This is a genomic window from Ruegeria arenilitoris, assembly GCF_013032445.1.
Taxonomy (GTDB): domain Bacteria; phylum Pseudomonadota; class Alphaproteobacteria; order Rhodobacterales; family Rhodobacteraceae; genus Ruegeria; species Ruegeria arenilitoris_F.
This window is the reverse complement of sequence record NZ_WQCA01000015.1, coordinates 21,581-47,519: the sequence shown is the minus strand read 5'-3', so window position 1 is coordinate 47,519 and position 25,939 is coordinate 21,581. Positions and strand designations below refer to the sequence as shown.

30 protein-coding genes are annotated in these 25,939 nt (G+C 58.3%); 10 read left to right on the top strand and 20 right to left on the bottom strand.

What is annotated here, in order from left to right:
* Window positions 1–21 precede the first annotated feature (21 nt).
* From pqqB to pqqE, 4 genes are read left to right on the top strand one after another with little or no spacing between them, the layout of a single operon-like run.
* Window positions 22–918 carry a pyrroloquinoline quinone biosynthesis protein PqqB gene (gene pqqB / locus GOW98_RS19860; protein ID WP_170335270.1) on the top strand — a complete coding sequence of 299 codons (897 nt, stop codon included), beginning with the start codon at window positions 22–24 and terminating at the stop codon, window positions 916–918.
* Window positions 915–1,664 carry a pyrroloquinoline-quinone synthase PqqC gene (gene pqqC / locus GOW98_RS19855; RefSeq protein WP_170335268.1) on the top strand — a complete coding sequence of 250 codons (750 nt, stop codon included), beginning with the start codon at window positions 915–917 and terminating at the stop codon, window positions 1,662–1,664. The genes pqqB and pqqC overlap by 4 nt, the downstream gene beginning before the upstream one ends.
* Window positions 1,664–1,936, top strand: a complete 273-nt coding sequence (pqqD, locus tag GOW98_RS19850) for a pyrroloquinoline quinone biosynthesis peptide chaperone PqqD (RefSeq protein WP_170335266.1) — start codon at window positions 1,664–1,666, stop codon at window positions 1,934–1,936. The genes pqqC and pqqD overlap by 1 nt, the downstream gene beginning before the upstream one ends.
* Window positions 1,936–3,048: a pyrroloquinoline quinone biosynthesis protein PqqE gene (gene pqqE, locus GOW98_RS19845; RefSeq protein ID WP_170335264.1), complete on the top strand. Its 1,113-nt coding sequence runs from the start codon at window positions 1,936–1,938 to the stop codon at window positions 3,046–3,048. The genes pqqD and pqqE overlap by 1 nt, the downstream gene beginning before the upstream one ends.
* 4 nt (window positions 3,049–3,052) lie before the next feature.
* Here pqqE and GOW98_RS19840 read toward each other — a convergent pair whose 3' ends face one another.
* The 7 genes from GOW98_RS19840 to GOW98_RS19810 are packed head-to-tail and all read right to left on the bottom strand — an operon-like array spanning window position 3,053 to window position 8,266.
* The gene (locus GOW98_RS19840; RefSeq protein ID WP_170335262.1) at window positions 3,053–3,649 is read right to left on the bottom strand and encodes an ABC transporter ATP-binding protein; all 597 of its coding nucleotides are present in this window, start codon (window positions 3,647–3,649) and stop codon (window positions 3,053–3,055) included.
* Complete coding sequence (locus tag GOW98_RS19835) at window positions 3,646–4,395, bottom strand: ABC transporter permease (protein WP_170335260.1); 750 nt, start codon at window positions 4,393–4,395, stop codon at window positions 3,646–3,648. Before GOW98_RS19835 ends, GOW98_RS19840 begins: the two co-directional genes overlap by 4 nt.
* Window positions 4,396–4,401: 6 nt before the next feature.
* Window positions 4,402–5,367 carry an ABC transporter substrate-binding protein gene (locus GOW98_RS19830; RefSeq protein ID WP_254438082.1) on the bottom strand — a complete coding sequence of 322 codons (966 nt, stop codon included), beginning with the start codon at window positions 5,365–5,367 and terminating at the stop codon, window positions 4,402–4,404.
* A 23-nt stretch (window positions 5,368–5,390) separates the two neighbouring features.
* Window positions 5,391–5,639, bottom strand: coding sequence for a PepSY domain-containing protein (locus tag GOW98_RS19825; protein ID WP_170335255.1), 249 nt, complete (start codon window positions 5,637–5,639; stop codon window positions 5,391–5,393).
* Window positions 5,640–5,653: 14 nt separating this feature from the next.
* The gene (locus tag GOW98_RS19820) at window positions 5,654–6,091 is read right to left on the bottom strand and encodes a hypothetical protein (RefSeq protein ID WP_170335253.1); all 438 of its coding nucleotides are present in this window, start codon (window positions 6,089–6,091) and stop codon (window positions 5,654–5,656) included.
* An 18-nt stretch (window positions 6,092–6,109) separates the two neighbouring features.
* Window positions 6,110–7,081, bottom strand: a complete 972-nt coding sequence (locus tag GOW98_RS19815) for a YVTN family beta-propeller repeat protein (RefSeq protein WP_170335251.1) — start codon at window positions 7,079–7,081, stop codon at window positions 6,110–6,112.
* Window positions 7,082–7,093: 12 nt separating this feature from the next.
* Window positions 7,094–8,266, bottom strand: coding sequence for an ABC transporter substrate-binding protein (locus GOW98_RS19810; RefSeq protein ID WP_170335365.1), 1,173 nt, complete (start codon window positions 8,264–8,266; stop codon window positions 7,094–7,096).
* Between the two features lie 303 nt (window positions 8,267–8,569).
* On the opposite strand from GOW98_RS19810, the gene GOW98_RS19805 reads away from it, so the two are divergent.
* The 3 genes from GOW98_RS19805 to GOW98_RS19795 are packed head-to-tail and all read left to right on the top strand — an operon-like array spanning window position 8,570 to window position 10,855.
* Window positions 8,570–9,109 (top strand): SRPBCC family protein, encoded by a 540-nt coding sequence (locus tag GOW98_RS19805; protein WP_170335249.1) that lies wholly within the window; start codon window positions 8,570–8,572, stop codon window positions 9,107–9,109.
* Window positions 9,096–10,040, top strand: a complete 945-nt coding sequence (locus tag GOW98_RS19800) for a YncE family protein (RefSeq protein WP_170335247.1) — start codon at window positions 9,096–9,098, stop codon at window positions 10,038–10,040. The genes GOW98_RS19805 and GOW98_RS19800 overlap by 14 nt, the downstream gene beginning before the upstream one ends.
* Window positions 10,037–10,855, top strand: a complete 819-nt coding sequence (locus tag GOW98_RS19795) for a quinoprotein dehydrogenase-associated SoxYZ-like carrier (RefSeq protein ID WP_170335245.1) — start codon at window positions 10,037–10,039, stop codon at window positions 10,853–10,855. Before GOW98_RS19800 ends, GOW98_RS19795 begins: the two co-directional genes overlap by 4 nt.
* Window position 10,856: 1 nt before the next feature.
* Here the strand turns inward: GOW98_RS19795 and GOW98_RS19790 are convergent, their stop codons facing one another.
* The 7 genes from GOW98_RS19790 to GOW98_RS19760 all read right to left on the bottom strand — a co-directional run bounded on the left by GOW98_RS19790 (window position 10,857) and on the right by GOW98_RS19760 (window position 17,096).
* Window positions 10,857–11,411, bottom strand: a complete 555-nt coding sequence (locus tag GOW98_RS19790; protein ID WP_170335242.1) for a PQQ-dependent catabolism-associated CXXCW motif protein — start codon at window positions 11,409–11,411, stop codon at window positions 10,857–10,859.
* Complete coding sequence (locus tag GOW98_RS19785; RefSeq protein ID WP_170335240.1) at window positions 11,408–12,250, bottom strand: substrate-binding domain-containing protein; 843 nt, start codon at window positions 12,248–12,250, stop codon at window positions 11,408–11,410. The genes GOW98_RS19790 and GOW98_RS19785 overlap by 4 nt, the downstream gene beginning before the upstream one ends.
* A complete protein-coding gene (locus GOW98_RS19780) occupies window positions 12,234–12,737 on the bottom strand; it encodes a c-type cytochrome, methanol metabolism-related (RefSeq protein ID WP_170335238.1) in 504 nt (167 codons plus the stop codon). Before GOW98_RS19780 ends, GOW98_RS19785 begins: the two co-directional genes overlap by 17 nt.
* Window positions 12,738–12,806: 69 nt before the next feature.
* A complete protein-coding gene (gene xoxF5 / locus GOW98_RS19775; protein WP_170335236.1) occupies window positions 12,807–14,609 on the bottom strand; it encodes a lanthanide-dependent methanol dehydrogenase XoxF5 in 1,803 nt (600 codons plus the stop codon).
* Window positions 14,610–14,740: 131 nt separating this feature from the next.
* Complete coding sequence (locus GOW98_RS19770; RefSeq protein ID WP_170335233.1) at window positions 14,741–15,130, bottom strand: c-type cytochrome; 390 nt, start codon at window positions 15,128–15,130, stop codon at window positions 14,741–14,743.
* An 18-nt stretch (window positions 15,131–15,148) separates the two neighbouring features.
* Window positions 15,149–15,982, bottom strand: coding sequence for an S-formylglutathione hydrolase (gene fghA / locus GOW98_RS19765; RefSeq protein ID WP_170335232.1), 834 nt, complete (start codon window positions 15,980–15,982; stop codon window positions 15,149–15,151).
* A gap of 1 nt (window position 15,983) precedes the next feature.
* On the bottom strand, window positions 15,984–17,096 hold the full coding sequence (locus tag GOW98_RS19760) for an S-(hydroxymethyl)glutathione dehydrogenase/class III alcohol dehydrogenase (RefSeq protein WP_170335230.1): 1,113 nt from the start codon (window positions 17,094–17,096) through the stop codon (window positions 15,984–15,986).
* A 162-nt stretch (window positions 17,097–17,258) separates the two neighbouring features.
* Between GOW98_RS19760 and GOW98_RS19755 the strand changes: the two genes are divergently transcribed.
* Together GOW98_RS19755 and GOW98_RS19750 are read left to right on the top strand one after the other, a co-directional pair.
* Window positions 17,259–17,870 carry a hypothetical protein gene (locus GOW98_RS19755; RefSeq protein WP_170335228.1) on the top strand — a complete coding sequence of 204 codons (612 nt, stop codon included), beginning with the start codon at window positions 17,259–17,261 and terminating at the stop codon, window positions 17,868–17,870.
* A gap of 30 nt (window positions 17,871–17,900) precedes the next feature.
* The gene (locus tag GOW98_RS19750) at window positions 17,901–18,680 is read left to right on the top strand and encodes a pentapeptide repeat-containing protein (protein ID WP_170335226.1); all 780 of its coding nucleotides are present in this window, start codon (window positions 17,901–17,903) and stop codon (window positions 18,678–18,680) included.
* 6 nt (window positions 18,681–18,686) lie between these two features.
* Here GOW98_RS19750 and GOW98_RS19745 read toward each other — a convergent pair whose 3' ends face one another.
* The gene (locus GOW98_RS19745; protein WP_170335224.1) at window positions 18,687–19,718 is read right to left on the bottom strand and encodes a quinoprotein relay system zinc metallohydrolase 2; all 1,032 of its coding nucleotides are present in this window, start codon (window positions 19,716–19,718) and stop codon (window positions 18,687–18,689) included.
* A 122-nt stretch (window positions 19,719–19,840) separates the two neighbouring features.
* Here GOW98_RS19745 and GOW98_RS19740 point away from each other — a divergent pair, with 122 nt between their 5' ends.
* Entirely contained in the window at window positions 19,841–20,653 is an 813-nt protein-coding gene (locus GOW98_RS19740) for a quinoprotein dehydrogenase-associated SoxYZ-like carrier (protein ID WP_170335222.1), read from the top strand.
* Between the two features lie 6 nt (window positions 20,654–20,659).
* Here the strand turns inward: GOW98_RS19740 and GOW98_RS19735 are convergent, their stop codons facing one another.
* From GOW98_RS19735 to GOW98_RS19715, 5 genes are read right to left on the bottom strand one after another with little or no spacing between them, the layout of a single operon-like run.
* Window positions 20,660–21,013, bottom strand: a complete 354-nt coding sequence (locus tag GOW98_RS19735) for a hypothetical protein (protein ID WP_170335363.1) — start codon at window positions 21,011–21,013, stop codon at window positions 20,660–20,662.
* An 8-nt stretch (window positions 21,014–21,021) separates the two neighbouring features.
* Window positions 21,022–21,696 carry a hypothetical protein gene (locus tag GOW98_RS19730; RefSeq protein WP_170335220.1) on the bottom strand — a complete coding sequence of 225 codons (675 nt, stop codon included), beginning with the start codon at window positions 21,694–21,696 and terminating at the stop codon, window positions 21,022–21,024.
* Window positions 21,697–21,743: 47 nt separating this feature from the next.
* The gene (locus GOW98_RS19725) at window positions 21,744–23,999 is read right to left on the bottom strand and encodes a hybrid sensor histidine kinase/response regulator (RefSeq protein ID WP_170335218.1); all 2,256 of its coding nucleotides are present in this window, start codon (window positions 23,997–23,999) and stop codon (window positions 21,744–21,746) included.
* Between the two features lie 2 nt (window positions 24,000–24,001).
* Window positions 24,002–25,159, bottom strand: coding sequence for an FIST N-terminal domain-containing protein (locus tag GOW98_RS19720; RefSeq protein ID WP_170335216.1), 1,158 nt, complete (start codon window positions 25,157–25,159; stop codon window positions 24,002–24,004).
* Between the two features lie 9 nt (window positions 25,160–25,168).
* Window positions 25,169–25,888 carry a response regulator gene (locus GOW98_RS19715; RefSeq protein WP_170335214.1) on the bottom strand — a complete coding sequence of 240 codons (720 nt, stop codon included), beginning with the start codon at window positions 25,886–25,888 and terminating at the stop codon, window positions 25,169–25,171.
* Window positions 25,889–25,939 lie beyond the last annotated feature (51 nt).

Genomic DNA, 25,939 nt, shown 5'->3' with positions numbered 1-25,939 from the left:
CGGACCCGGCGCCAACCTTAGATGACGTTGCGCGCGATAATACTCGGGGCCGCTGCGGGCGGCGGCCTTCCGCAATGGAACTGCGGTTGCATTAACTGCGACCTCGCGCGCAATGGCGAAATACCCGCTCAGACACAGTCGTCACTTGCTGTATCGGCCGACGGTCACAACTGGGCCGTGCTGAACGCCTCACCGGACATTCGAACTCAACTAAGCAATACACGGCCTCTGTTTCCTACGGGGTTGCGCGAAATGCCCATTCGGTCCGTGCTGGTGACAAATGGGGATATTGACCATGTGGCGGGGTTGCTGACGTTGCGGGAAATGCAGCCGTTTAAGCTGTTTGCAACACAAAGCATTCAGGACGTGATCGCGCAGAACCCTGTTTTCGATGCGCTGAACGCCTCGGTCGTAGAGCGCGCACCGATTTCCCTGAGCCAGCCTTTCGAATTGATACCGGGCTTGCAGGCGACGCTGTTTCCGGTCCCCGGCAAGGTACCGCTGTATCTCGAAGGTGAACATGTCCTGACTGATCTGGTGGGTGAACAAACCGTGGGTGTGGCCCTGACTGCGCAGGGTAAAACCGCCTATTACATTCCGGGTTGTGCCGCATTGACGCCGGATTTGAGCGCCCTCCTTGAAGGCGCAGATCTCTTGTTTTTTGACGGTACGCTCTGGCAGGATGACGAGATGGTGCGCGCCGGATTGGGACAGAAGACCGGCAAACGGATGGGGCATATGTCGATGGATGGTCCGGACGGCTCGATCGCCAGTTTTACCGATTTGAAGATTGGACGAAAAGTTTTCGTCCACATGAACAATACCAACCCGGTCCTGCGCCCCGACAGCGCGGAAAAAGCAAGCGCCGAGGCGGCGGGTTGGATCATCGGACAAGACGGGATGGAGATCACTCTATGACCCAAAGCCGCGAAGATTTCGAAGCCCGCTTGCGCCAGATCGGCGCCGAGCGCTATCACGACCTGCATCCGTTTCATCACCGTCTGCATGGCGGTCAGTGCACCCCGGACGAGGTCCGGGCCTGGGTGGTCAACCGCTACTATTATCAGCATTCGATCCCAATGAAGGATGCAGCGTTCATGTCGCGTGTCGAAGACCCGGCGCTGCGGCGCGCATGGCGATCCCGGATCGAGGATCATGACGGGACCGAAGACAATGAAGGCGGCATCAGACGCTGGTTGCGCTTGGCGGCGGCGGTCGGGCTTGATCCCGACTATGTCGCCTCGTGCGAGGGTGTTTTGCCCGCAACGAAGTTCGCCGTCGACGCCTATGTGCGTTATGTCCGCGAGAAAACCCTGCTCGAAGCGGTTGCGGCGTCGCTGACCGAGCTTTTTGCCCCCAAGATTCATGCCAACAGAATAGAAGGCCTGTTGCAGCATTACGATTTTGCCGATGACAGTTCGCTGTCCTATTTCCGTAATCGGCTGAAAGAGGCACCCAAGGATGTGGCCTTTGGACTGAACTGGGTTCTGGACAACGCGGATACGGCCGAAAAACAGGAAGCGGCAGCCAAAGCTTTAATCTTCAAGACCGACGTGCTGTGGGCACAACTGGATGCCATTTGGGGTGCCTATGTTGAACCCGCCCGCATCCCGCCCGGAGCCTGGCAGCCGGGCACTGGCCTTTTGATGCAGCAGGCTTCGTGATGCTGGCTCAGGAGGTTCCAACCCTGCCGCGCGGCGTGCGCCTTCACTACGACAAGGTACGCGAAAACTGGGTGTTGCTCGCACCGGAACGGGCCGTGACCCTGGATCAGATTGGACATGCAATCCTGACCGAAGTGGATGGCAAGCGCAATTTCGGGCAGATCACGGCCGCGTTGTCGGAAAAGTACAAGGCCCCGCAGGACCAGATTGCCGAGGATAGCTCGGGCTTCCTTGATGCACTGCGCGCGCGGCGCTTTTTGGATGTGATGTGATGGCCCGAACGGTTGCACCCCCCATTGCCATGCTGGCCGAACTGACTCATCGTTGCCCGCTGTCGTGCCCCTACTGCTCCAATCCGGTCGAAATGGCCAAGCTAGACAGTGAGATGGACACCAACACATGGGCGCGCGTTTTTGAGGAAGCCGCCGCTCTGGGTGTCCTGCAGTTGCATCTGTCCGGCGGCGAACCGGCGGCGCGCCGCGATCTGGTAGATCTAGTGCGCGCAGCCCGCGAGGCCGGGCTCTATACCAACCTGATCACCTCGGCCATCGGACTGACCGAGCGGCGTCTGAACGAACTGGATGCTGCGGGGCTGGATCACATCCAATTGTCGCTGCAGGGCACGAATGCGGCTATGGCGGATACGGTAGGCGGGTATCGGGGCGGGTTTGACCGCAAGATGAAGGCGGTTGAATGGATCAAGCAGATTGGCTTGCCACTGACATTGAACTTCGTGCTGCACCGGCGCAATGCGCACCAATTGCCCCGCGCGCTGGAAATGGCGCAGGAGATGGGGGCGCGGCGGATCGAAGTGGCGACGGTTCAGTTCCACGGTTGGGCCCTGAAAAACCGCGACGCGTTGATGCCAACACGGGAACAGGCGCAGTTGGTCACGCAGCAGGTTGCCAAGGCAAGGAACACGCTAAAAGGCACCTTGGTCATTGATTACGTGCCTGCGGACTATCACGAAGACTACCCCAAGCGGTGCATGGGCGGGTGGGGGTCCAGCGGGCTGAACGTAACCCCCGACGGGCAGGTTTTACCGTGCCACGCGGCGCAAACCATCCCGCATCTGACCTTTGAACGGGTGCAGCAGAAGCCACTGGCAGACATCTGGTATCACAGCGCCGCCTTCAACGCGTATCGCGGCACCGACTGGATGCCCGAACCTTGCCAAAGCTGCGACCGCAAGACCATTGATTTCGGCGGTTGCCGCTGTCAGGCCATGGCGCTTGTCGGAGATGCCGGCGCAACGGATCCGGTCTGCATCAAATCTCCGCATCATCGCGCGCTGCAGGACCGGGCCAACCGGCACGCAACCAGTGGCGACGCGCCCTTTGTCTATCGTGACGCGCCCGGCGCAGCGACGGAACCGGCGGAATAATCGCTTAGGCCAGAACCGCTCCGTCCGGACCGGTTTTCAGCTCCAGAACCCGATCCGCAAGCCGTTCCGCTTCGGTCATCGAATGCGTGACGAACAAGGTAGCCGGTTGGTGCTGCGCGATCAGTTCTTCCGTCAAACTCAACATGGCATCCGCTGTCTCCGCATCCAGCGAGACAAAGGGCTCGTCCATGATCAGAAACTCCGGCCGTCCAGCAAAAGCACGTGCCAGCGACAGGCGCCGCTGCTGGCCCAGAGACAATTGCCCCGGGAACAGGCTACCCTTTCCGCACAGCCCGACCGCGCCAAGGGCCGTTTCAGCATCAGCGCGGGGCAGGCCGCTATGAACCAACATCAAGTTGTCCAATGCGCAGCGCCATGGCAGCAATGTCGGCTCTTGAAACACGATCGCCTGATGGTCCGGGCGGTCAATCTGCCCGTCAAAGACAGGATCAATACCGGCCACAAGACGCAGCAAAGTGGTCTTGCCTATCCCCGAAGGTCCAGTCAGGGCAACGGTCTCGCCTGCGGCAATATCAAAGGCTAAGGGTCCAAGCACCGGGACCATCCCGAACCGTTTCTGGCGGATGTTGACACGGATCATGCGGTCCTCCAGCTACGGACCTGACGTTCCCATGGCTGCAGAACCAACCATTCCACAAGCAGCATCACTGCGATGAACGAAAACGCATAGACAAGCACCATCGCCACGTCGAACAGCTGAAAATAAAGGTGGATTTGAAACCCGACACCCGACGAACGCCCCAGAAACTCAACCACCAGTACGATTTTCCAGATCAACGACAGGCCCGACCGGGCCGCCGCTGCAATAAAGGGTGCAAGCTGCGGCAGGATCACGTGCCGCAGACGTGTCCGCCACGGCAGCCGGTAGACCTGCGCCATGGCGTCGAGGTCGGGGTTCAGCGCCCTGCCCCCTTCGCGCAGGATGGTGGCGACGTTGGGGATCTTGTTCAGCGTCACCGCCGTGATCGCCGCCGCCTCGGTCAACCCGATCCACAGATAGCACAGCACGATCAGGACCAGCGCGGGCAGGTTTAGAAAAATCACCAGCCAAGGGTCCAGCCAACGGTTTATCGCAACCGACCGGCCCATGGACAGGCCGATGACGCTGCCCAGAACCATGGCCAGCGCAAAGGCCCACATCACCCGCAGCAGCGTTACCCCAAGGTTCCGCTGCAAGTCACCCGAGGCCAGTTCCTGCCGGAACCGAGGTAGCAGGTCCCAAGGTTGCGGCAGAATTTGCGGGTCAGCGGTCAGGAAAGCGGCAACGATCCAAAGTACCACCAGACACGCTATAGACAGAAGCGGAGTGATCTGCGTATCGCGCATCCAAGGCTATTCCACGTCTGCAAACAGACCCGGCGGTATCGTTGTGGCTTCACCCACAAGGTCAGATCCGCCCAGCTCGGCCATCAGCTCCAGCATGGCGCTGGCCGCCGCGGCACCCACCGGGCCCCGGTTGGGGATACCCGCTATCCAGTCGGCCTTTAGCTGTTCAAACTGCGCCTCCGTCTTGGCGTTCATGCGCGGTCGGATCGCCTCCCACGCCTCCGGTGAGGAAGCCAGCATGTCCTTGGCATCACGACTGGCCGAAAACAGATCCTGCGCCAGATCGGGATGTTCGTTTAGGAAGCTCTCTTTCAGATAGTACCCCAGCAAGGGCGTATCGGTGTCCAAACCAAGCGCCTGCCCCGCCTCTTCGACCGAGATCAATTCGCGCATCCCAGAGGCTTTCATCCGAGCGAGGAAATGCCAGAAGTTGATCGCCCCAGAGTAATCGCCACCAAGCGCGGACTTGTAGATCAGCGGAGGGGCGCCAAAGACCTGTTCCGTGTCGGCCTGCAAGTCCATGCCATAATGTTGCATCGCGTAGGCGCGCAGGATCAGCCAGGATTTGTCCAGCGGCCCGCCAGCGATGCCGATCTTTCCGCCCGCCAGGTCTTTCAGACTATTGGCCGGGCTGTCGTTGGGCACAACAACGCCACCCACCGCCTTTGAATAGGGAATAAAAACGTAGTCCTTCCCTGCCGCTCTCTGCCGCGCGACCCAAATCCAGTCGGCGACGGCCAGATCCGCCTCGGCCCCTTCGACCGCGATGCGTGTGGCGCCGTTATCTGCAAAAGGCTGCACCTCGAGGACAAAGCCGTATTTCCTGTCCAGACCGTTTTGACGGATGGTTTCAAGTTCCCAATTCACGGTGCCGATTTTCAGAACAGCGGCGCGAATGGTTGGCAAGGTTTCGGCCGAAGCAGCAACCGCGAAGAGGGCCAGCGAAACACAGATGGCAGGTAGCTTTGCCATCACCCCAATTTGCCTTGCCCGTGTCATTCCGCTTTTCGGCTGACCTCGTTCAGGTCCTTGTCCAATTTGATGTCAAACTGATTGCCGCCTTTACAGATCACATCGTCCAGATCATACCCGTCCTCTTCGACCTCGATATCGTCCGGATCCATCTGGCATTCTATCGACGCCAGATAGGCTTCGATCTTGCTGACGGTTTCGGCATCCACCTCCTCTGACAGCGCGGGGGCTGCAAGAACACAGGCAAACGCCGCAATGCCAAGCTTTTTCATAGTTTGTCCTTTCTTCATTGAATGCTGATCGTCACACGTTGCGAGTCCCCGGTAGAACCGGGAATGCGGATTTCATGACTGCCGGGCTTGATCGCAATGAACGACAGCTCGGCCACCCCCGCCTTGTCAAACTCGATACTGTCCACGGCCATGGGACGGATTTCGATCTTGTTGATGACGATCTCATTCATCCAGATCGCCCGGAAAAACGATGGCCCTTCGATTGCCAATTCGGCCGAACCATCCGCCGTAATCTCAAGCTTGTAATAGGCACCGGATTGTAAAACCGCATCCTCGCCCAAAGGCTGGCCCGAGGCGAGCGTCAGCTTGATGGTCTCGCCGCGATTGCACTTTGCCAGAAGGCCTGCGAACCCCAGATCGTCGCAAAGCGGAGCCGCCGAAACCGGCCCGCCCAAAGTTGCCGCCAGCACCGCAATCATTAGCTTTTTCATTTCCGTTCCTCCCGGATTCTATTCGATCGTCACCACGCCCCAGGGCTGTTGACCGACCTGAACCGACTTAATCGCCTTTTCCGCGGCCACGTCGATTATGGTGATGTCGTTGGAGTTGCCATTGGTCGTCAGCAGGTATTTTTCGTCCGGTGTGAAATCCAGTTGCCAGACACGCTGCCCGACCAGAATATAGTCCAGCACCTCAAGGCTTTGCGCATCCACGACCGCGACCCGGTTGGCTGGCCCCAAAGCAACAAACAGCCGTTTCCCATCCGAGGTGACCTTGGCGCCCACCGGTTGCAGCCATTCTGGCTGAACACCGGGCACTTCGAACCCGATCTTGCCGACAACCGTTGGTGTGCCGTCCTCGGCGATATCCATCACCGATACGGTACCGCCGATCTCCGAAGTCACGAACAGGCGTTTCCCATCCGCCGTGTACTGGGCATACCGCGGACGCTGATCGACAAGGATATTGTGCTTGATCGTATAGTCCTCGGTCGAGATAAAGTGAGCCATATTGGTCGTCTCGGATGTGTTAACCACAAACTTGGCATCCGGGCTCATCCCCATACCCTCGGGTTCAACCCCAACCGGAACCTCGGCCAGGATCGTGCGGGTTTCGGTGTCGGTTACGGTGACCAGATTGTCATCTTCATTAGCGATGTAGAGCCGCTTGCCGGACGGTTCGAGAATGAACAATTCCGGGTCGGGGCCTGAGGGCAGACTGGGCAGTTCCTCGTATGTCTCGGTGTCAAAAACCCGAATGATGTTGTCATCCGACGCACAGACATACAGCTTCTTGCCGTCCGGGCTGACCGTGATGCCACGCGGGCGGTTGCCGCCGGGAAACTCGGTTATGACCTCCCAGCTGTCGGTATCGACCACGGTAATGGTGTTGCCCCGTTCGTTCGACACAAAGGCCTTTCCGGCAAAGGCGGGACCTGTTGTTAGCGCAGCAAGGGCGGCGGTCAGGAATAGGTGTTTCATCAAATCCTCCGGCTATTCGAATGCCTGACAGTTGGATTCCGCGCGATCCAGACCCATCGTATCCAGCGGTGAGGTCTGGTGCAGGAACCCGTCCTGCGGGCTGACGCTGACCGTGATCGACCCGTCATACAGAAGGATCGGCTGGCGCAATTGCCCGTTCCAATCGCGAAAGGTCACCTTTTGCCCCTTGAATGCCGCCAGTTCGAATTCATCCGACAGGGCATAGTCGCGAACCCCGACCGGATCTGCCGTATTGGCGCGGGTCACAGCCTCGCCAATGACGCGCAGTGCGAGCCAGACATTGTAATCCTCGGGCCGCACATAGCGGCCTGTCAGCTCCTCGAAACGGGTTTGGTATTGCGTTGCGCCCCATGCTTCGTGGGCGCCGTGGATCGTCACCGGACGCAACCCGCCGGACCCCATCACCGGACGCGGCGACCAGAGGTGATAGGACAGGTAGCGCCCGAAATAGTCGCTTTCATCCGCTGCCATCACGACGTCATGATCCCGCGCGTCCTGTGTATCCAGCGGAAGCTGACGTTGAACCAGAACATGCCCTGAATCCGTGCGTCGAGAACCACCGGTGTCTTCAAAGATGCGATCCTCGACAATTTTCGCGCCAAACTTTGCAGCCGCACGGCGATAGGCATCACCCAGTTTCACATCCCCGGGGTTCGATCCTGCCAGCAGGAACCATTCATCCCATTTCTTCCAGACCGCAAACTGCGCAACCGCGTCCGCCTTCATCGCACGCGACGGCGCAATGTGCAGCAGGTTTTCCCGGCAATTCGCATCCCTCAGATCGGTATCGGGTGCAGAGGCATTGAACACCAGCGCACCTGCCTCGGCCGCTTTGTCCGTCAGGCGAAGGACATCCGGTGCACTGGCCAGAAGGATGATCAGCTGCACGCCATCGTCCAAAATTCGGTCCATCGCCTCATCGGCGGCTTCGGGCGGGACGGCGACCGTGACCGTTTCAAAGTTGTGGCCCAGAAAGCTGCCGGTAGTACCGTTGTCCTCATCCCCAAGGGCCGCACCGGCAAATCCCAGATCCTCGGGCATCAGATCATAGCGCGAGATTGGCAGCAGGCTCGGATAGTCGATCCTGAGCACCGCAGCTTTCACATCAACCGCCCACACCGCGACAGCTGAAACGCACCAGATCAGTGCCGCGAGCAGCGGCATCAAGCGAAGATTCAAGATGTTCTCCCGTTGCCCGCAATGTTCAGTGCAGGCCCTTAACTCAAAAGCGGAACACCTGAAAAAGGGAACCGATACTTTTGGCCATGTTGTGAATCCAAGCCTACCAGCTTCATCATTAAGCTCGATTCTTATTTTTTAAGAATCCACGTATGCGCCTGAACTTGCACCTGTTTCCCGACGCGCCTGTCTAATTTTGGCAGACGTTCGCGAGGCAACGGGGCAACTACAGTTGCGCCTATGCGCGCTGACACGGATCACCACCAGCGCAGCAAGGGAGGATATTGAATGAAGCGACGCACCCTTCTTGCGGGGACTGCCGCCCTGATGGTTCCAACCGCCGTCTGGGCGCATGGGCCAACCCGGCAAAAAGTCAACCTGACGACCGAAGTTGCCGCCCCGCCTGACGAGGTCTGGGCCGCAATCGGCAATTTCGACGATATGTCCTGGCATCCGGCCGTCTTCTCGACCGAAGGTGACGGCGGCAATGCCATCGACGCCACCCGCCTACTGACCTTGGGACAAGAGGGCGGCCCGACAATTGCGGAGATCCTGTATAAGTACAGCGATGAGAAGATGAGTTATTCCTACCGGATCACCGAGGTCGCGGTCGAGGTTTTGCCGGTCACCAACTACTCCTCCCACCTGACGGTGAAGCCGCGCGACGGTGGCGGTTCGATCATCGAATGGCGCGGTGCTTTCTATCGCGGTTACCCAAACAACGATCCACCGCCCGAGCTGAACGACGAAGCCGCCATCGCCGCGGTAACGGGAGTATATCAGGCCGGGCTGGACGCGTTGGTCGAGCGTTTCGGTGCGGCAAGCTAGCTTTGGCCTGATCCTGCTCGTGTCGCTCTCAGGCAGTCCCGCAGGGGCCGATATCGCCTATGTTACCTGCCAGAATGGTGAGGAGCTTAGCCGAATTGACCTGTTCGACATGCGCGAAACCGACCGCTGGCCCCTACCCGGGAAACCTGCCGGTGTGGCGGTCGGCGCAGGTGATGCCCTTTTCACCGTCTCTCCGGACAGCAAGCAGGTGCAGCGCGTTTCGGCGAAATCGGGCGAAACGATCTCTCAGGTCACACTGGATGGTGGACCGATTGGGATTGCACTGGATCGTCAACGCGGACGGCTGTTTGTGTCCGACTGGTACAACGCCCGGCTTTGGGTGCTGGACAGCGAAACTCTTTCGGTTCAGGCGGAATTGGCAACAGGGACCGCGCCCGCTGGCATTGCGGTATCGGATGATGGGCGCTTTGTGGCATCGGCGGATAAGGATGCCGATCAGGTTTCGGTGTTTGATGCTGAAACCCTGCAACCGTTACACCGTATCCGCGTCGGCACCCGCCCCTTCGGCCTGCGCTTTGCCCCGGATGGACGGCTGTTTGTCGGCAATGTGGGCAGCAACGATGTCAGCGTCGTGGACGCAGCCTCAGGCACAGTGAGCGCTACTATCGCCGTAGGCGAACGCCCCTATGGCATAGCCTTTGCCCGGGGCAAAGCATTTGTCACCAACCAGTACGCCAACACGCTCAGCGTCATACCGCTCGGCACCCTCGAACACGAAGCTCTGATCGAGGTGGGGGAATATCCCGAAGGCATCGACGCCACAGCGGCGCAAGACCTGCTGGTTGTTGCAAACTGGTTCGACAACACGGTCAGTATCGTGGACCCGGAAACACTGAATGTGGTAGAAACACTGGAAACCTGTGACGGGCCCCGCGCCTTTGGCAGGTTTGTGCGAGGAGGCATGGAATGAAGACGTCTCACATGATTGCGGCCTTGTTGTGGATGCTGGCGGCTCCGGCCTGGGCAAGTGGCGAAGCGTGGGAAAACGTGCGGTCGCTGCTTTATGGCGACCGCCCGATGCAGAACGGGGACGCATTGATTGCAATAGATGCGCCTTATCGCACGCCGGACGATGCACGCGCCGAACTGGCGGCTCAGGTGATAGCGCCCAATGGAGCCAAAATCGCAAGGGTGACGTTGGTTCTGGATGAAAACCCGATGCCGGTATCCGCCGTGTTCGCGTTGGAGGAACCGCTTGCCAGCTTTTATTTCGACGTGACCATGCGGGTGAATGGCCCCACGCCGTTGCATGTCATCGCGGAAACAACGGACGGGCGGCTTTGGGTGTCAGAGACCTATGTCAAAACCTCGGGCCTTGGTGCCTGCGCCGCGCCACCGGGAACCGACCCGGAACTGGCGCTTGCCACCCTTGGAACCATGGAGGCGGAGGTGGTCGGTCGCGTCCCGGCGCTCAACACACGGTCCCGTCTGTCCAATCTGGGCGCGGATCGTGCCAACAAAATGGATCTGAACATCGACCACCCTTCGCATTCCGGGATGCAGATGGATCAAATCTCGTTGCTGTTCATTCCGATGCGCTATGTCGAAACCGTAGACATCGATCTGGATGGCGCAGGGTATGTCGAGCTGACCGGCTCAATCTCCCTGTCCGAGAACCCACGGGTCGGCATATCCGTTCCCAGTCGTGCGCAGGCGGTGGACGTGACGATGACGGATACGGACGGCACGGTCACACACCTGCACAAGAAACTGGCCGGGTACTAGATCAACCACCCCCGGCAACGGGCTGACCCGGTACCGGTTCGACCCGCTCAAGCGGGTAGTCCCACAAGGTCCAGCCATCGGTGCCTTCCGGAAACCAATAGACGTTGGTGTAGCCCCATTCGATGGCCCGCCGGGCGGCGTTCCAGCTCATCCAGCAGTCTTCGAGGCAAAAGAAAACAACGGCCTGATCGGCATCCCCTGCGGTCGCGGTTTCCAACCCGTTTCGAAAATACTCCCCCGTGACCTCGGCAATGGCACCATAGCCTACATTGGGCAACCAGATGGCGCGGGGAATACTGTCACGCGGTTTGTCGCGCCAGATCGTGTCCTCGGGCAGATTGTCAGGTTTCGGGGCCTGAGGCAGTACATCCACGAACACGGCTGCCTTGTCCTGCCATAAGCCATGCGCCGCTTCCGGGCCGATGGTCGTGCCACCGGTGATGCGGTCAGGCACCGGTGCCCGGTAGTGATCCATACGATAGTCAGAAGGTTCCGGTACCGTTTGGGCCGTCGCAGCGCCTGCACAGATCACAAACGCCACAAGGGCGCGGATCATTGCGAAAGCTCCAGCACATCGGTTCCCAGATCGTTGACCAGCGGAACGCCGGCTTCGGCCAGAACCACGTTGATCTCATCCTGATGGCGCCGGATCAGAGAATTCAGCTGCCGCTGCCACACCTTTTCGCCCTGACGCACACCCATGGTGATGCGATAGAACAGGCGCGGCGGCAGTTCCTCTTTGACCAACGGAATAACCTTGAAGTCCGGGTAATCCGCCTTGACCAGAGGGCCGCCCAGAGGACCCCAAAGAATAGCAGCATCAATCTCGCCCGACTGCAAGTCGTTCAGCATGTCGATGGCCGGGCTTTCCACGCGGCGATCAACAAACAGGTTGTAAGGCTTGGCCTGCCCGATCAGCCCGTTGCGCGCCATATGCGCGGCCGGGGGCGTTCCCGCCACGATCCCGATCTTGCGCCCCTTAAGCGCGGGATCGTCCAATGTCTGAACTGATGCAAGATCGCTGCCCGCAGGAACGATCAGCGCATAGACCGATGTGTAATAATGATTGGTGTTCTGGACCAACTCATGCCCTTGGGCATAACCGATTACGACGTCGCAGCGTTTCGCGGTCAGAGTGTTTCTGATAAAGCCCGTCGCCTGCGGGAACCAGACATATTGAACCGGCAGCTCCAGCTTTGCGGCAATCAACTCGGCCAGCTTGTTTTCATAACCCGATCCGTCCTCGGACGAGACCGGGTAGTTGGCGGGGTCGGCGCATACGCGAAAGGCGTTTCCGGACACCAGATCAGAGGTCTGCGCCAACGCGGGAAACGCCTGTGCCGCCCAGGCTGCCAGCCCTACCAGGGCAAAACAGGCCTTAGCCCATGCACGCATCTTCATCCTCGCGGATTACATCCGATTTAGCTTCTTTCTTGGGGGGTCGTCCGCGCGGGATCGCACCCGAGCCGTGAGCCTTGAGATAGACATAGATATCATCCAAAAAGCACATCACGTTCGGGTTGTCGCCAAATCCCGGCATCACCGAGTTCTCGGCCGCGTTGACGACCTGACGGCCATTGGTGACGACATCGAGAAAATCATAATAGTCCATGTCCAGCGCAGACTCTTTCAAAGCCGGCGCATAGGTCGATCCCTCTCCATCCGGACCGTGGCAAACGTGGCATTCCGCGTGATATCGCCGAAAGCCTGAAAATGTCATCCAGTCCACCGTTCCATCTTCGGCAATATTGAAGGTCGGGATATCTTCGTCCGTGTAGTACCGCCCATCCTCGGAATACGCGACGGTCAGATTGTCGGCTGCCGCTGCGAATGGAACACACGACATGAGAGAAAGTGCCAAAAGACGTACAGCGTGGTTCATTTAGATCTCGTTTGTTATGAGTGAGGTGTCGGCGCGACCACTTTGGGCCGCGCCGGACAGAGGCTTGGTTCAGTTCGGCAGTGCGAAGACGGTCAATTGACCACCCAGCGCGGTATAGTCGCTGAGAGCGGCATAGCCTCCCACGGCGCCCAGACCATCGTTGGGGTTGGTCAGACCAGCCGCAAGACCAATCCCGGCCCAGCCACCAACACCTGACAGGATGCCGACGTACTGCTTGCCGCCGTGCTCATAGGTCATCACGTTGCCGATGATGCCGGAGGGTGTCTTGAACTTGTATAGTTCCTCACCCGTTTCGGCATGAACGGCCTTGAGATACCCTTCTAGCGTACCGTAGAACACCACGTCACCCGCGGTTGCCAGAGCACCGGACCAAACCGAGAACTGCTCGGGCAGCGACCACTTGATTTCACCGTTGATGTTATCCCACGCGATGAAGTTACCCATGCCGCCATGGCTGTCGGGGGCCGGGTACATCGCCAGCGTCGCGCCCACATAGGGCTGACCTGCAGTATAGGACACGCGGAACGGTTCATAGTCCATGCAGACGTGGTTCGTCGGCACGTAGAACACCTGCGTCTTCGGCGAATAGGCCGCAGGCTGTTGGTCTTTCGTACCCAGAGCCGCCGGGCAGATACCGGTCGAGTTCACGTCCTCGCCGTTCTGTTCCGTCGAATATTGGGCAACGACCGCCGGACGACCATAGGTTTCGCTGTTGGGGTCCATATCGACGCCTGTGGTCCAGTTGACCACCGGATCGAATTTCTCGGCCACCAGCAGTTCACCCGTCACGCGGTCCAGAGTGTAGCCAAGACCGTTGCGGTCGAAATGGGTTAGCAGCTTGCGCTCGGTGCCATCAATTTCCTGTTCCGTCAGGATCATTTCATTGATGCCGTCGTAGTCCCATTCGTCATGCGGAGTCATCTGGTAGAACCAGCGTGCCATACCGGTATCGATATCGCGGGCCATGATGGTCATCGACCAGCGGTTGTCCCCCGGACGCTGCGCCGGGTTCCATGTCGATGGATTCCCGGTACCGTAGTACATCAGGTTCTCGTCCAGATCGACCGAGTACCAGCCCCATGTGGTGCCGCCACCGATCTTCCACTGATCGCCTTCCCAGGTATTGGTGCCCGAATCTGCGCCCACCGGTTTGCCCAGATGGGTGGTTTTTTCCGGATCGGCCAGGATGTCGGAATCCGGACCCATTGAATAGGCCCGCCAGACCTGCTCTCCCGAGTTCATGTCGTAGGCCGTGACCGACCCGCGCACACCAAACTCACCACCCGAAATACCGACAATGACCTTGTCCTTGACCGGCAGCACGGTGGCTGTGTTGGTCTCACCAATCGCCGGATCGCCGTTTTGTGCTTCCCAGACTACATCCCCGGTATTGGCATCGAGTGCCACAACCTTGGTATCCGCCTGATGCAGGAAGATCTTGCCGTCCGCATAGGCCACACCACGGTTCACCGTGTCACAGCACATCACCGGAATGACATCCGGGTCCTGCTTAGGCTCATACTTCCAAACGATCTTGCCTTCATCGGCCAGATTCAGGGCATAAACGATATTGGGAAACGGCGTATGAACATACATCATGTCGCCAATTACCAGCGGCGAGCCCTCATGCCCGCGCAGAACGCCGGTCGAGAAGGTCCACGCAACCTGCAGATCGCCGACATTGTCCGCCGTGATCTGGTCCAGTTCCGAATAGCGCTGGTTCTTGTAGTCGCCTGTCTGGATGGCCCATTGCTTCGGGTTGTCCATCTGGGCAATCAGGTCGTCATTGGCATAAGCCGTGGTGGCCATTGCAATGGCAATCCCGGAGGTCCAAAGTGATAACTTCTTCATTCAATCTCCTCCCTTTTGCGCGGCGGTTTCGCCACTGTGAAACACCTCACCCAGGTCGGACAATGGTGTTTTATTATGCTCATCCGGGCGGCCTCTCCTCTGACCGGCGATAGGACGAGCAATCTTGCGTCCTACGACCCCTCGTCTTCAAAGGTCGCAAGATAAGCGATGATGTTGACCCGGTCCTCTTCCTTGCGCAGACCGGCGAATGTCATCTTGATGCCCTTGGCATAGTCCCGGGGCTTGGTCAGAAACGCGTCCAGTTCTTCGGGCGTCCAGACCAATCCTTCTTCCGATAGCGAGATCAGGACCGGTGAATAGCCAAACCCCTCGACCGTCGCGGCCTGACGGCCGACAATTCCGTTCAGCATCGGGCCGACTTTGTTCTCGGCGCCCTCTCCCACGGTGTGGCAGGCCTTGCATTTGCGAAACACTTTTTCGCCGGCGTCAACGTCACCTTCGGCCACCGCTGCAAGTGGAACAAGCGCTAGGAATGCTGCGGATATTGTTGTTCTGAACACTATCGGTTTATCCTTTTCTCATTGGCTTAGACGCTCTGCGTGCCACTCGACATGGTCCCGCGCAAAGCTGTTCACGAAGAAGTATGAATGGTCATACCCCTGTTGAATCCTGATTTGTCCGGGCTGGCGGCACTTGGCCATTATGTTGGCCAGCGCCTCGGGTTTGAGCAGGTCAAGGAACTGGTCATCCGCCCCCTGATCGATCAGCAGATCGCCCTTCCACCCGTGTTCTTCCAACAACAGGGTTGAATCGTGCTCGGCCCAAGTGTTTTCGTCATCGCCCAAATAGCTGCTGAGTTGTTTGCGGCCCCAGTCGGAACGGGTCGGATGCGCGATGGGCGCAAAGGCTGAAAGGGACCCAAATTTGTCGGCATTTCGAAGCGCGATTGTCAGCGCACCGTGACCGCCCATTGAATGCCCGGTAATTCCGTGGCGGTCCTGCACCGGAAAGTTCTTCAGTACGATGTCGCGCAATTCATCGACAATGTAATCATACATCCGAAAGTGAGACCGCCACGGATCGCGAGTGGCATTCACGTAAAATCCTGCACCCTGCCCCAGATCATATGCATCGTCATCCGCCACGTCTTCGCCCCGAGGCGATGTATCCGGGAAGATCACAGCCACGCCGTAGTCCGCCGCCGCCTCCTGAAACCCACCTTTGGTCATGGCGTTTTCATGCGTGCAGGTCAGGCCGGACAGATACCACAACACCGGAACCGGACCGGTTTTGGCCTGCGGCGGCAGATAAACTGCAAAGGTCATCTCACAGTTGCAAGTCTTCGACTGGTGAGAGTAGACGATCTGCTCTCCTCCGAAACTGCGGTTCTGTGAGATGACCTTGAGATCCATATCAGTACTCCACTACCGCCCGGATCGATTTGCCCTCGTGCATCAGATCGAACCCGTGGTTGATCTCTTCAAGCTTCAGCTTGTGCGTGATCATCGGGTCGATCTCGATCTTGCCGTCCATGTACCAGTCGACGATCTTGGGCACGTCGGTACGGCCCTTTGCGCCACCAAACGCCGTACCGCGCCATGACCGGCCGGTGACCAACTGGAACGGACGGGTCGAGATTTCGGCCCCCGCAGGCGCGACGCCTATGATGATGCTCTCGCCCCAGCCTTTATGTGCACATTCCAACGCGGTTCGCATCACGCCGACATTGCCCGTGGCATCAAAGGTGTAATCCGCGCCACCGCCTGTCAGTTCCACCAGATGCGCAACCAGATCGCCGCTCACGGTTGATGGGTTCACAAAATCGGTCATGCCGAAATGTTTGGCCATTTCGACCTTACCATCGTTCAGATCGACGCCGACAATCTGATCGCAACCTGCCATGCGGCAGCCCTGAATGACGTTCAGCCCGATCCCGCCCAGGCCAAAGACGACACAGCGGGAGCCGATCTCAACCTTGGCGGTGTTGATCACTGCGCCGATACCAGTGGTGACGCCACAGCCGATGTAGCAGATCTTGTCGAACGGCGCGTCCTTGCGCACCTTGGCCAGAGCAATCTCTGGAACCACCGTGTGATTGGCGAAGGTCGAGCATCCCATGTAGTGATGGATCGGCGTGCCATCCAGCATACTGAACCGCGTTGTGCCATCCGGTAGCAGGCCCGCGCCCTGCGTCGCCCGCACTTTCTGGCAGAGGTTTGTCTTGGGGTTCAGGCAATATTCGCACTCGCGGCATTCGGGGGTGTAAAGCGGAATGACGTGATCGCCGACCTCAAGGCTGGTGACCCCTTCGCCGACCTCCAGCACAACCCCTGCCCCTTCGTGGCCCAGAATGGCCGGGAATATCCCTTCGGGGTCATCGCCCGAGCGGGTGAACTCATCCGTGTGGCAAAGCCCTGTCGCCTTGACCTCAATCAGTACTTCACCCGCTTTGGGACCGTCGAGTTCAACCTCCATAATTTCCAAAGGTTGACCCGCCGCCACAGCCACTGCCGCACGTGTTCTCATGTTTGTCTGTCCTCCCATACACCGGAATCAATCAATCCAAGTGTCTGGGCTAAGTATGAGGGCTGGCATGTAGTTCAAACAATTAAGACAATGGTGTGTATTGGGTTTGATGGACACAGCGCGCAGGCTTCGGGCATAGTATCGGGGTAGAGGAGACCTGCGATGTCGATCAGCAAGCGCACCATATTGGCTCTGGCCATGATCAGCTTGGCGGGTCCCGGTTTTTCTGCGGACTTCTCCGATCCAACGTGGCCTTGCATTCAGCGTAAGGTCGAAAACCTGTCGCTGGGCCTGATGTGGCCGAACCAGATCAATGACGCGGAAACCGAGTTTCAGTCAGAGATCGATGAAATCGCCGCCCTACTGGCACTGCGCCGGATCGAACTTGAGGACCTTCAGCCCCAGGTCGCTGCCTTTGCGGCGCGCCACAATGGCGATCCCGACGTGCTAGGCCGGGTCTTTCAACGGGTTTTCGACACGCTGTCAAAACGACGTGCGCGTATCATCGACGGTATCGGAGAGTTTTCGCTCAAACAGATTGAACTGGCTGATAAAATCGACCTCGCCCGAGCAGAAATGGATCAGGCCTTGACCGCTGATCCGCCAGATTACGACCAAGTCGATGCGTTGGAAGAGCAGCTGGATTGGGATCAGTTGATCTATTCGGACCGCCAACGATCGATCATCTATCTGTGCGAAACCCCGCAGATCATTGAACGCCGCCTGTTTGCCATTTCACAAATGCTGCAGCAGTTGGCCGCTGATCAGGGCTGACAGCCGGTTTCAAACCAGCAGGAGGGCAACATGAGACCCTTACTGATTGTATTCCTGACCCTTGCGCCGCTTCACGCCCTTTGCCAGACGGCGTTGAGCGGTGTTGACATGACACTGCCCAAAATGACCGAGGCACAACTGACCCGTGCCGAAGTCATGACCCGGCTGGACGCGGCAACAGCTGACAATCCAGCAGATTTTACGAGGGTCTGGCTCAACAACCTGAACCTGTCTGGATTGAATTTCGGCAACGCGATTCTGCGGGCAGCCTCGCTGAACGGGGCCGATCTGTCGGGATCGAACCTTGACGGAGCCGTTCTGAGCCAGGCCTGGATGATCGGCGCCGACCTCTCTGGCGCTTCGTTGGTCGGGGCCGAGCTGTTTCAAACCCAGCTTGGCAAAGCCAACCTGAGCGATGCCGATTTCACCAATGCCAGAACCGCCGCCGACTTTACCAAGGCGAACCTGAGCCGAACCGTGTTTCGGGGGGCCGATTTCTCGGCGGATATGCGCAACCAGTCGATGGGGCTGATGCGCGGTGTTCTGAAATCGGCGAAAGGGGCCGATGCGGATTTCACCGGCGCACGGATGTCCCGAGCGGATCTGGAATTTGCCAAACTGCCCGGTGCCAATTTCACCAATGCCGACATGTCGATGGCCACTTTGGGGGGAGCGGATTTATCGGGGGCCACGCTGACGGGTGCTGATTTTACTGACGCGGATCTGACGGCCACGCGCCTGACGGGTGTCGTGGGGGGCAAAGAAACCAATCTGGACGCCGCCAAGAACCTGAACCGCGCCTTGCGCTGAGGGCGGCTATTCCCATTCCAGTTCGGTAAAGGCAACGGTTGCGTTGCGTGGGTTGTAAGCCTCAAACAGGTCCCATCTGTCTGCTTCGCTCTGCGCGATCGTTTCGACGGCCTCGCCCAGTCGCTGACCGCTGTCAATCGCGGCGCGGGTGTCCGTCTCAAGCACCTCGAGATACCGCTGCATGTCTTTCGCACCGTCTGGCCATGCCAGCACCGGACCGCCATGGCCCGGCACGATCTGATTGACCTCAAGCCCGGACATCCCGTTCAGGACTCGGCGCCAACCGACTAACCGGCCATCCAGCGCCGGTGTGTGCATGTGAAACACTAAATCGCCGGTGAACAGAACGCCAGAACCCTGATCCAACACGGTCAGATCGTTCCCGGTATGGGCCACGGGCCAGGCACGCAGCGCCAGCTTCCGATGTCCCAGATCGATTTCAACGTCCTCATCCACTGACAGATCGACAGTGATCGGTTCGACTCCGATGAATTCCGCAGGGCCGATCACAGCGCTCAGGCTTTCGACATAATTGCTTTGCCTGTCCAGCAAGGCCCTTTCCAGCCCCGAATGGCCTACCACCTGCGCACCGGAACGGGCCAGAGGCGCGGTGCCGAGCACGTGATCCGGGTGCATGTGGGTCAAAATTACGTGACTGACGGGCTTGTCCGTTCTTTCCCGGATGGCTCGCCAGGTGGCCTCACCCATCCATGGCGCGGTGCCGGTATCGACAACTGCAACACTGTCTTCACCAATGACAAAGCCGATATTGGAAACATCCCCAAGGTTGTCCGCGTTTGGCTCTTCAATCCGCCCGAGATGAACAAAGAGGCCGGGTGCAACTTCGAGAAATTCCAGTGCCACACCAACAGGTTGGCAATACACGTCTCTGCCCTGCATCTGATCGTCGACCGAGGGATTGGCGGCCAGATTTCGTTCGCATTCCGCCAACGACGCAGCCTCGTAGCCCGGCAGCAGCTGTTCCCGGCACGGCCCATCCGGTGCCTCGAAACACATCATGAAAACGGCTTCGAACATTGCGACCCTCCGTCCTGAACTTTCGCACAGTTTGCCCCCAGAGCCACACAGCCTTTCGTCGGCGTATATTTTATGGGGGTTTTATGGCATATTTTCCTGCACCGGTTACCGGAGGAGACAACATGGCCAGACTGACCGGACCGGCCGCGGTCCTTTCATTTGCACTGTCACTGCCCGTCTGGGCGGAACAACCCGTAAAAAATCCGTTGGTCGAAGGCGAGACCTGGCAGGATTTGCAATATGACGTGGTTGGAGACGCCGAACTCGGAAACGCCGACAGGCTGCTGTCGATAGACGCACCCTACCGCGCGCATGATGCGGCGACGGTTCCGCTTGTTCTAACGCAACTGGACCCTGATGCCCGGATCACCGCCGCCACCGTCGTGATTGACGAAAACCCGGCGCCTATCGCTGGGGTTTTTACCTTTTCACCGGCTATGGGATCGCTGGATTTCGAAATGCGGATTCGCGTAAACCAGTATTCCAACATCCGCGTGATTGCTGAAACGCCGGACGGGCTGCACATGACAGGCCGTTTTGTCAAAGCATCCGGAGGATGTTCGGCCCCGGCCACCAAGGACCCTGAGGTCGCCTTGGCATCGATGGGCAAGATGAAGCTGCGCAGCTTCGGGGACGAGGTGCAGATGTCTACCCCCCGTCGTGAAGCACAGATCATGATCCGCCACCCGAATTACTCCGGCCTGCAGCGTGATCAGGTAACCCAGCTGTTCATTCCCGCGCATTTCATTGATCATCTCGAGGTGTGGCAGGGAGAAGAACTACTGTTCACCATGGATGGTGGTATTTCGATCTCGGAAAACCCGGTGTTCCGCTTTACCTACAACGACAACGGCACGACAACCCTGACGGTCAAGGCGACCGATACCGAAGGCAACAGCTTCGAAGCGGACTTGCCGAAATCGGCGGCCAGCTAACGCCTGTTAGAAACAGACAACTTCGGCCTCGGCCTGCGCCCTGCGCAGGTCGGCAACCATTGCTTCCGCCATTACTGCACTTTTGAAGAACGCCATGCGCTCGCCACCGACCCGGCGCATCGACAGAACTGTTTCGGCCTGTTCGTATCTTTCATATGGCAGGATCGAGGCGATCAGGTCGATCGAACACGAACACCGGTCCAGCATTTCGCGGGACTGGCCATTGGTGACCATACAAGCGAATACAAAATCTGCCCTTGCGGCGGTAGGATAGTCATTCAGCCGCTCCGCCACGCTTTGTGCCATGGACGCGGGTGGCGCAGCAGCACAAAACGTTGCAACAACTATTGCAAAACGCATCGAAACCGTCATTCCCGGCCCTCCTGCACTCCTTCGAACTGCATTTCCGAGCGATAGATGACATCAGAGCCGTTTTCCGGATCTGTCTCGGCCACCAGCCGCAGATACCACCCCGGCACCTGCTCTGAGACTGTCACACTCAGCACCAGATCTCCAAACCCCTGCATTCGGTCCTTGTTCGGATCATTTTCAAACGGGCGCATTCGGATGATCTGCACGGGTACGGTTTTGCCGTCGAAAACCGCCTGACCTGCAACCACTTCGGCAGGTTGAACCAGCGCATCTTTCACACGATTGCGAATATAAAACGGACTGCCACCTGCGGTTTCGGCCATATCGCGAATGGTGCTTTCATAGAAAACCATGATCATCGGGTTGCCAACGCTGGCCGGAAACACGCCCATCGCTCGATGCTTGTCGTCCTGCCGAAACTCCAGATGTGCCATTTCCGAGCCGTCATCGGTGAAGCTGAGCGCTATGTCCCCGGTATCGCGCGCGGCGGTTTCGGGCTTCAGGCCGTTAGTCACCATGCGTTGATAGACAAGCTCTTTGTCCCGGGCGATGCTATCCAGAACACCCTCCTGGAACAGAAGATCATAGGCCTTTTCCCCATCAGCCGATGCCGCAAAGGCCGGATTGAAGCTCAGGCCAAATACGGCAAGCACGATTATTAGCGTCCTCATGAGCAAGCGCCCTCCCGCTTGTGAGAGTACGGCCTTTAGCGTTCCTGTCATTGCCGACTTTTGTCGGTGTCGAGCGTCTGGGTGATCACGCTGTGATGAATTTTCCAGACGATCAATGACCGCAAACGCGACAGTTTAACCGGTTTCGTCATAACCGAAATCTCATGTCTCAGACCGGCCTTGCGTACCGCTTCGCTGCGATCTGCGGTGATCAGAATGGCCGGAACCCGGGACCGGGTCATCTGACGGATCTGGCGGATCGCACTGACCCCGGTGTCGCCATCGTCCAACTGGTAATCGGCCAGTATGATATCGGGCGGCATACCCATATCGGTGACAAAGCGCATCGCCTCTTGGGGTGATCGGGCTGGCAGCACGCTGGCGCCATTCTGTTCCAGCCACTGCGTGGTGCCAAAAAGAACATCGCGGTCATTTTCGATGACGAGCACGATATAATCCAGCGGAACGTCCCCGGTATGCAGCAATAGATCGGGTGTTTCCGTGACACCACGATCCGCCTCGACCCGGTCCATCTCAATGCTGAAAACGGACCCGACGCCGGGCTTGGATCGTAACGACAGCTTGTGGCCCAATAGTCGACATGCCCGGTCAACCACAGACAGGCCCAATCCCATGCCTGAACCCAGCGGCACGTTGTCCGCCCGGGTGAATTCTTCGAACACGCGCGCCTGGTCCTTTCGCGCGATGCCAATTCCGGTATCCCAAACCTGCAGGACGACCTTGTCGCCACGGTGGCGACATCCCACCAATACCCTGCCGCCGGGTTCGGTGTACTGGATCGCATTCACCACCAGATTCTGAATGGATCGCAGCAGATAAACCGGATCAGAATGAACGAAAGCCGAGCTGGGCACGACGTCTAGCCGCACGTTCTTGTTCTCGGCAACCAGCGTCTGATCGCCCTGAATACCGGCAATGACAGACGCCAGACTGACATTCGTCGGTGAAACCGTATCCGGATCGGCGGTTTCCAGGCGCGAAATATCAAGCAGCGAATGAAGCAACTGTTCCGCCGACCCAAACGCACCGTCCAGACGTTCGATCATTTCGTAGAACTCAGTGTCGCGCGAAATCTCGGTCAGGGTTGAGATCATCAGCTTAGCTGCGTTGATCGGTTGAAGAAGGTCGTGACTGGCCGCAGCCAGGAATCGGGTCTTTGATGACACCGCGGCCTCGGCGCGTTCCTTTGCTATCCGCAACGCCTCTTCGACACGGGCTTTTTCTTCGTATTCCCGCGTCAGTTTCTCGTTGGCGCGCGTCAGCTCAGCCGTCCGCTCCATAACGCGGTTTTCCAGCGTTTCCGTCGCGCGTGCCTCAAGTGTCACGTCTTTCAGTTCGACCAGAAAGCCGCCATCCGGCAACTGGTTGGCCTGAATGTCTAGAACCCGATCTACCCCGTCGCGTACACGCTTGCGCAGCCAGCCCCGATTTTTCAGTTCGTGATGCCACCTACCGATTTTCAGTTCATCATCGGTTCTGATCAACCCGCGCGCGCGCAGCAGGTCCAATAGGGACTGTACCGGTGCGTTCTCAGGCAACAGCGATTGCGGCAGGTTCAGAATTTCACGAAACCGGGCATTGTGCATCATGACGTCGCCGGTTGCCGAAAACGTGCAAACCCCCGAACTCATGTTTTGAAAGACCGCCTGAAGGTAATCTTCCTGCCGGTCGATAAGAGTTTCTTTCTCGTCCCGGTTCCGGCGCACGACCGAAGTGATATCGGTGAGTAGAATGACGACATTCTCTTCCGAGGTGTACTGCGCGCTCAGCTTGTACCAACGGTCGCCGCGCAGTTCGATCACCTCGCTTGTTACCATGCCGGACCGCGTATTTCGTTCCAGCACATCGGGCATGTTCGACACCCCCCGGTCAGAAGACACAAACTGCCCACTGCCCTGCACCAGGGCAAAAAAACGCCGCAGCCTGAGGCCCGGCCTGACAAGCTCGGAAACATCCGAAAAAACTGCCTGGAACAGCTCGTTGCAAAGGTTCAGCTCACCATCGGTGAACAGCGCAAACCCTTCCTCCATTGAGGACAGCGCCTTGACCAGGCTTTTTCGCGTCTGCTCCCGCTCGTATCTGGCGCTTTCCAGTTCGATGGTAGCACGTTCAAGGTCGCGGCTTTGCTCCATCACCCGTTGTTGCAGTTCAATCGCCGACTGAAAGGCGCGGAACGCAGAGGGGCCCACGTCTTTCTGGCGATTGGCACGACGCATCAGCGCATCGATGATCTTGGCCTGTTTGACGACCTGAAGTTCCAGCGGATCGTCCGGGTTCAGCATGGTCAGCTCAGTTCACGTTTTTCAGGTTCAAAAAAGGCCACGCCGACAAAAGTCTGGTTCATATGTAAGCCCGATTGCTGTTCCCCATAGGTATTGAACCCCACAACACGGCGGGTTTGCAGCACATCTGAAACCTGTTTGCTCAGTTGCTTTTGTTCGATCTCCAGCTTACGCAGCACGCAATCGAAACCAAGGATGAAATCCGGCGCATTTCCGGCGTTGTCGCGCACGTCCAGCCCGGCTTCAAGCGTTTCGATGATTTCCTTGCCACGCCCGAGGGTCATGATCAGGCCGTCGTCGATGGCAGCCAGAAAAGACAGCGAATGCCCGTCCATCGCCTCGCGAATGGCGCGCACGTAATAGTTCAGGTTCTGCCGCAGCAACAGCGGGTTTTCAGCAAATACCAGCGGTGACAGATCCTCGGCGGAGCAACCGACCAGGCGGGCGTATTCCAGGGCCGCGGGCGCGCCGTTGATCTCATAAACCACACGCTCTTCGGGGTCGGCATCCGTGATGATGATTTCGGACCCGATTGGCAGGAAATGGTCAAAACCAATGCCCTGAAACCTCAGGTTCGTTTCAATCAAAAGCAGGACTGCGGCATTGCTGTGCGCCTTGCCGCTGTGAAGCACAAATGTCTCTTCGTATTGCAGGCCATCCCCTGCTGATCCACCAAAAATCGGCAAACCATCCACAACGGCCTCAAGCGTGGAAACCAGCAAGTCTTCCTGTTTCGACAACCCGTCCGAGAACACAAGCGCCAACCTGTTCCAGCCGGCGGTGTGGCGAAATCGCTCTGCCTGTCGCTGCGCATTGGCAGCGATTTCCGTTGAATCCAGCGGTCTGAGTTCTTCGAACAGGATGGATGAGCAGCGAAAGTTCGATTTAGGGAATGAAAGCAACAGCAGCGTATCGGATTCATACCCGAGTTCCGTGATCTGCCCGGCGGTTGTGCATCCGAAAACAGGCACACCGGCCAATTTTCGGTTCAGGCCGCGCGACACTTCGACGGGGTCAAGATCGTTGGGGATAAAGGCCAGAACAAAGCAGCACGTCCGGCTGTCGATATCCGCACACGCTTCTTCAACGGCTGCATGTGGGTCTGACGCAAGCGAGCGGCCTGTTGTGATGAAGTGTGGTCCGGGCTTCAGATCCCGCATGTGCGATCCTCAGTGTTGCAGAAAGGACTTAACCTCCGGTTCGTGCCGTGTCTGGCGGGCCATAACCGAGTCGACCAAAACCGCGGCTTGGGTTCGGTTGCGAACGCCCAGACGGCGCAGCAACGCCGTGATATGCGCCTTGACCGTGGCCTCGGCCAGCGACAGCTCATAGGCGATTTGCTTGTTCGATTTGCCCACACAAATGAGCTTGAGGATGCGTACCTGCTGCGGCGTCAGCGTCGAGAGTTCGGGGCTTGACTGGTACACCGTGGCTTCCGGCGATTTCAGTTCTTCGATACGGTTGTATTCCGGCGGAACATACCTGCGGCCTGCAGTGACCTCGTGGATGGCGAATTTCAGCGTCTGCGCGGAGGCGTCTTTGGGAAGAAAACCCATGGCGCCATAATCGATCAGAGATCGCACAAGCTCGCCGGAAGCAAGCGCTGAAATGACAAGAACAGGGGCAGAAGGCCACCGGTCACGCAACTGTTGGAACCCCGAGATACCTGTGACATCCGGCAGTTTCAGGTCGAACATGATCAGGTCGGGCTTGAACCCTCCGCTCAGCACCTCGAATGTCTGCTTCAGCGTCTTAGCTTTTTCGATACGGCAATTCTCGAAGCTAAGCTGCAATGCTGCAGCCAGCGCATCGCTAAAAAGCGGATGATCGTCCACGATCAAAACGTTGGACACTTGGTCCACCGCTTTGGGGTATCCCACCGGTTGCATTGCTTCTCCTCCGCTGGGAAAGGTACATCAATTTTGGAACGTTTCAACTGT